The sequence below is a fragment of the Bradyrhizobium sp. BRP56 genome, from assembly GCF_020194035.1.
GTDB lineage: Bacteria > Pseudomonadota > Alphaproteobacteria > Rhizobiales > Xanthobacteraceae > Bradyrhizobium > Bradyrhizobium australafricanum.
Genome location: NZ_JADYVV010000144.1, coordinates 1 through 4,338 on the forward strand (window position 1 = coordinate 1; position 4,338 = coordinate 4,338).

The window sequence follows — 4,338 nt, forward strand, 5'->3', positions numbered from 1 at the left end:
CCGCAGACCAACGGCCTCGTCGAACGCTTCAACCGGCGTATCGCCGAAGCCATTGGCCGCGAACAAAAGCGCGGCAGCGCCCGGCGGACCTTCATCGACCATGCCGATCGCGACGCCTTCATCGCCAAGTTCGTCCACGACTACAACCGGACTCGCCTCAAATGCCTCGGCTACCAGGCCCCGATCCAGGCCGTTGCTAAACTCACGGGACTGAACACAAGGGCAGGGCAATCGCATATGGAATGAACCGATTCTTCCGCGCCGTCATGGCCGGGCTTGTCCCGGCCATCCACGTCTTTTCTTCGCGTGGAAACGAAGACGTGGATGCCCGGGACAGGCCCGGGCATGACGAGTTTGTGGGAACTCCGATCGCCTCAAACGGCCATATGCGATTGCCTACCCGCAAGCGGGAGAGGGAGCACAGTTCCGATGCGGTTCTCGGCAACGCCGAAGTTACGTTTCGTAGCTTCCGAATTGCGCGAAGCCCGAGTCGGCTGCAGCATCAGGGCATGGAAATGCTGATGCTGGTGCTGCAATGACGGCATCCAATGTACTGGACTGGATCGTAGCCCTCCTCGTCTGCTGGGCGAGCCTGACTGCAATCTTCGAGCCGCGGCGCGGTGCCTCGCAATGCGACGTATCCACCGCGACGAGCAGCGCCCCGCAAGTCCCACTGGCGACCCCGACGCAGGCGGAGTTCGCGGAGATGATCCGCGACATGAAGCTGCATGATTGAACGGGATCGGCAAACCGCGAAAAACCTTCCTCGTCGTCCCCCAAATGAAACAGGGCGGCGCCGAAGCGCCGCCCTGCCCTGATTGCCGTTTGCTCGCCGCTTACTTCACGAGGTCGAAGCGGTCGGCGTTCATCACCTTGGCCCAGGCCGCGACGAAGTCCTTCACGAACTGCTCCTTGGAGTCGGACTGGCCGTAGACCTCGGCGAACGCCCGCAGCTGCGAGTGCGAGCCGAAGATCAGGTCGACGCGGGTGCCGGTCCACTTCACCGCCTTGGTCTTGCGGTCGCGGCCCTCATAGACGCCCTCGCCGGCATCGCTCCACACCGTGCCCATGTCGAGCAGGTTGAGGAAGAAGTCGTTGGTGAGCGTCCCCGGCTTGCCGGTGAAGACACCGTGCTTCGACTTCTTGGCATTGGCGCCGAGCACACGCAGGCCGCCGACGAGGACCGTCAATTCCGGTCCGGTCAGCCGCAGGAGCTGTGCACGGTCGACCAGCGCTTCCTCGGGCTGCAGGAACTGATGCTTGCCGCCGATGTAGTTGCGGAAGCCGTCAGCCCGCGGCTCGAGCGGAGCGAACGATTCGACGTCGGTCTGGTCCTGCGTCGCATCGGTGCGGCCCGGCGTGAAGGGGACCTTCACATTGGTGCCGCCGTCCTTGGCCGCCTTCTCGATCGCAGCCGCGCCGCCGAGCACGATCAGGTCGGCCAGCGAGACCTTCTTGCCGAACTCCTTCTGGATGGCCTCGAGCTTGGACAGCACAGTCTTGAGCTGGGCCGGCTCGTTGACGTCCCAGTCCTTCTGCGGCGCAAGCCGGATGCGCGCGCCGTTGGCACCGCCGCGCTTGTCGGAGCCGCGGAACGTCGAAGCCGAAGCCCAGGCGGTCGACACCAGTTCGGACACCGACAGGCCCGAGGCGAGGATCTTCGCCTTGAGCGCCTCGATATCCTTGTCGTCGATCACGGCGTGATCGAGCGCCGGTACCGGATCCTGCCAGATCAGCGTCTCCTTCGGCACCAGCGGGCCGAGGTAGCGCTGGATCGGACCCATGTCGCGGTGCGTGAGCTTGAACCAGGCGCGGGCGAAGGCGTCCGCGAACTGATCCGGATGCTCATAGAACCGGCGCGAGATCTTCTCATAGGCCGGATCGAAGCGCAGCGACAGGTCGGTGGTCAGCATCGTCGGGACATGCTTCTTCGACGGATCGAACGCGTCCGGAATGACGGCGTCCGCGCCCTTTGCCTTCCACTGCTTCGCACCCGCCGGGCTCTTCGTCAGCTCCCATTCGTACTTGAACAGGTTCTCGAAGAAGTGGTTGCTCCACTTGGTCGGGGTCTGGGTCCAGGTGACCTCGGGACCGCCGGTGATCGCGTCAGCGCCGACGCCGGTGCCGAACTTGCTCTTCCAGCCGAGACCCTGTTCCTCGATCGCGCCACCTTCCGGCTCCGGACCGATCAACGACGGATCGCCTGCACCGTGGGTCTTGCCGAAGGTGTGGCCACCGGCGATCAGCGCAACGGTCTCCTCGTCGTTCATCGCCATGCGGAAGAACGTCTCGCGGATGTCCTTCGCGGCGGCGACCGGGTCCGGATTGCCGTTCGGGCCTTCCGGGTTGACGTAGATCAGGCCCATCTGCACCGCGCCGAGCGGCTCGGAGAGCTGGCGCTCGCCGCTGTAGCGCTCGTCGCCGAGCCAGGTGCCTTCCGGACCCCAGTACAGCTCTTCCGGCTCCCACACGTCGGCGCGGCCACCCGCAAAACCGAACGTCTTGAAGCCCATCGATTCCAGCGCGACGTTGCCGGCGAGGACCATCAGATCGGCCCACGAGATCTTGCGGCCGTATTTCTGCTTGATCGGCCACAGCAGCCGGCGCGCTTTGTCGAGGTTGGCGTTGTCGGGCCAGCTGTTCAGCGGGGCGAAACGCTGCTGGCCGGCGCCGGCGCCGCCGCGGCCGTCGGTGATGCGATAGGTGCCCGCCGAGTGCCAGGCCATGCGGATCATCAGGCCGCCGTAATGGCCGAAGTCGGCCGGCCACCATTCCTGCGACGTCGTCATCAGGGCCGTGAGGTCCTTGATCACGGCGTTGAGATCGAGGCTCTTGAATTCCTTGGCGTAGTCGAAGCCCTTGCCCATCGGATCGGACAGGCTCGAGTTGCGATGCAGCACCTGAACGTCGAGCGTCTCCGGCCACCAGTCACGATTCGAGTGCCCGCGAGGCCCGCCTGTGAATGGGCATTTGCCCGCGCCTTCGTCGGTTTTTGCGTCCATGTTTCTTCTCCGAGGTGATGGATTCTGGAATGCGCTGGAGCTCTTCCAAGAACGATTCTACGCAACCCAATCCATCAGAGGAAATTGACTTTAGTGATCGCGTCGATAAGATTATCTGATGATAAATGTCACACTCCGGCAACTCAGATATTTTGATGCTCTGGCCCACCACCGCCATTTCGGGCGCGCCGCGGATGCCTGCGCGGTGTCGCAGCCGGCGCTGTCGATGCAGATCCGCGAAATGGAACAGGCGGTCGGCGGCGTGCTGATCGAACGCAATGCGCGGCAGGTGACGCTGACGACCTTCGGCGAGGACCTGCTGCGCCGCGTGCGCGACATCCTGCGTTCGGTCGACGAACTCGGCGACTTCGCGCGCGCCTCGCGCGACAAGCTTGCCGGGCGGCTGCGGGTCGGCATGATCCCGACCGTCGCGCCATACCTGCTGCCGAAGGTGATCGAGAACCTGGCGCGGCTGCATCCCGAGCTCGACATCCATGTCCGCGAGACGCTGACGCCGAAGCTGATCAAGGAGGTCGCCGAGGGCCGGCTCGACACCGCGATCGTGGCGCTGCCGGTATCGGAACCGTCGCTGACCGAGGTCGCGCTGTTCTCGGAAAACTTCCTGCTGGTGCGGCCGGGCGAGGATGCCAAGACGCCGGTGCCGAGCGCCGAGATGCTGCGCGAGATGCGGCTGTTGCTGCTCGAGGAGGGCCACTGCTTCCGCGACCAGGCGCTGTCGTTCTGCAACATGCAATCCTCGCCGCCGCGCGAGGTACTGGACGCGAGCTCGCTGTCGACGCTGGTGCAGATGGTCGGCGCCGGCATCGGCGTCACCCTGATCCCCGAGATGGCGGTGACGGTGGAGACGCGCTCGGCGCCGGTCACGGTCTCGCGCTTCAAGCACCCGCAGCCCTCGCGCACCATCGGCATGGTCTGGCGCAAGACCTCTCCGCTCGCCGCGCAGCTCCAGCAGATCTCCGAGGTCGTCAGCCTCGCCGCCCGCGCCCTGCGTGCGCCGAAGCAGGACGGCGCCAAGGAGCCGGCGAAACGTGCGGGGCGAAGGAAGGTGGCGTGATTGCCGAGACGCTGCGGCGAAGATGTAGTTCTCGTTTGACGCACACGTCTCGCCACCCCCACAACCGTCGTCCTGGCGAAAGCCAGGAGGTGGATTCACATTCGAAGTGCAACACTTGAGCAAAGGACTCGGCAGGCGTGCGGTAGTCAAGGCATTTGCGCGGGGTGTTGTTGTAGGCGGCGATGAACTGGCGGAATCTGGCGGTCGAGAGGGTTACGAGATCCGTCTTGCGGGGAATAAAGCGGCGCATCCTGCCGATGG

At 64.8% G+C, this 4,338-nt stretch carries 5 protein-coding genes; 4 read left to right on the plus strand and 1 reads right to left on the minus strand.

The annotated features are described in order from the left end of the window. The 3 genes from I6F38_RS42950 to I6F38_RS42960 all read left to right on the plus strand — a co-directional run. Window positions 1–246: integrase core domain-containing protein (locus tag I6F38_RS42950; RefSeq protein WP_225164653.1), on the plus strand; the 246-nt coding region annotated here is incomplete at its 5' end. Next, the gene (locus I6F38_RS42955; protein ID WP_225164654.1) at window positions 243–539 is read left to right on the plus strand and encodes a hypothetical protein; all 297 of its coding nucleotides are present in this window, start codon (window positions 243–245) and stop codon (window positions 537–539) included. The genes I6F38_RS42950 and I6F38_RS42955, both read left to right, overlap by 4 nt. Further along, the gene (locus I6F38_RS42960) at window positions 536–736 is read left to right on the plus strand and encodes a hypothetical protein (protein ID WP_225164655.1); all 201 of its coding nucleotides are present in this window, start codon (window positions 536–538) and stop codon (window positions 734–736) included. Before I6F38_RS42955 ends, I6F38_RS42960 begins: the two co-directional genes overlap by 4 nt. Before the next feature lie 100 nt (window positions 737–836). On the opposite strand, the gene katG is transcribed toward I6F38_RS42960, so the two are convergent. Further along, a complete protein-coding gene (katG, locus tag I6F38_RS42965) occupies window positions 837–3,002 on the minus strand; it encodes a catalase/peroxidase HPI (RefSeq protein ID WP_225164656.1) in 2,166 nt (721 codons plus the stop codon). Between the two features lie 118 nt (window positions 3,003–3,120). Between katG and I6F38_RS42970 the strand changes: the two genes are divergently transcribed. Beyond that, window positions 3,121–4,077, plus strand: a complete 957-nt coding sequence (locus I6F38_RS42970) for a hydrogen peroxide-inducible genes activator (RefSeq protein WP_076825224.1) — start codon at window positions 3,121–3,123, stop codon at window positions 4,075–4,077. Window positions 4,078–4,338: the final 261 nt, after the last annotated feature.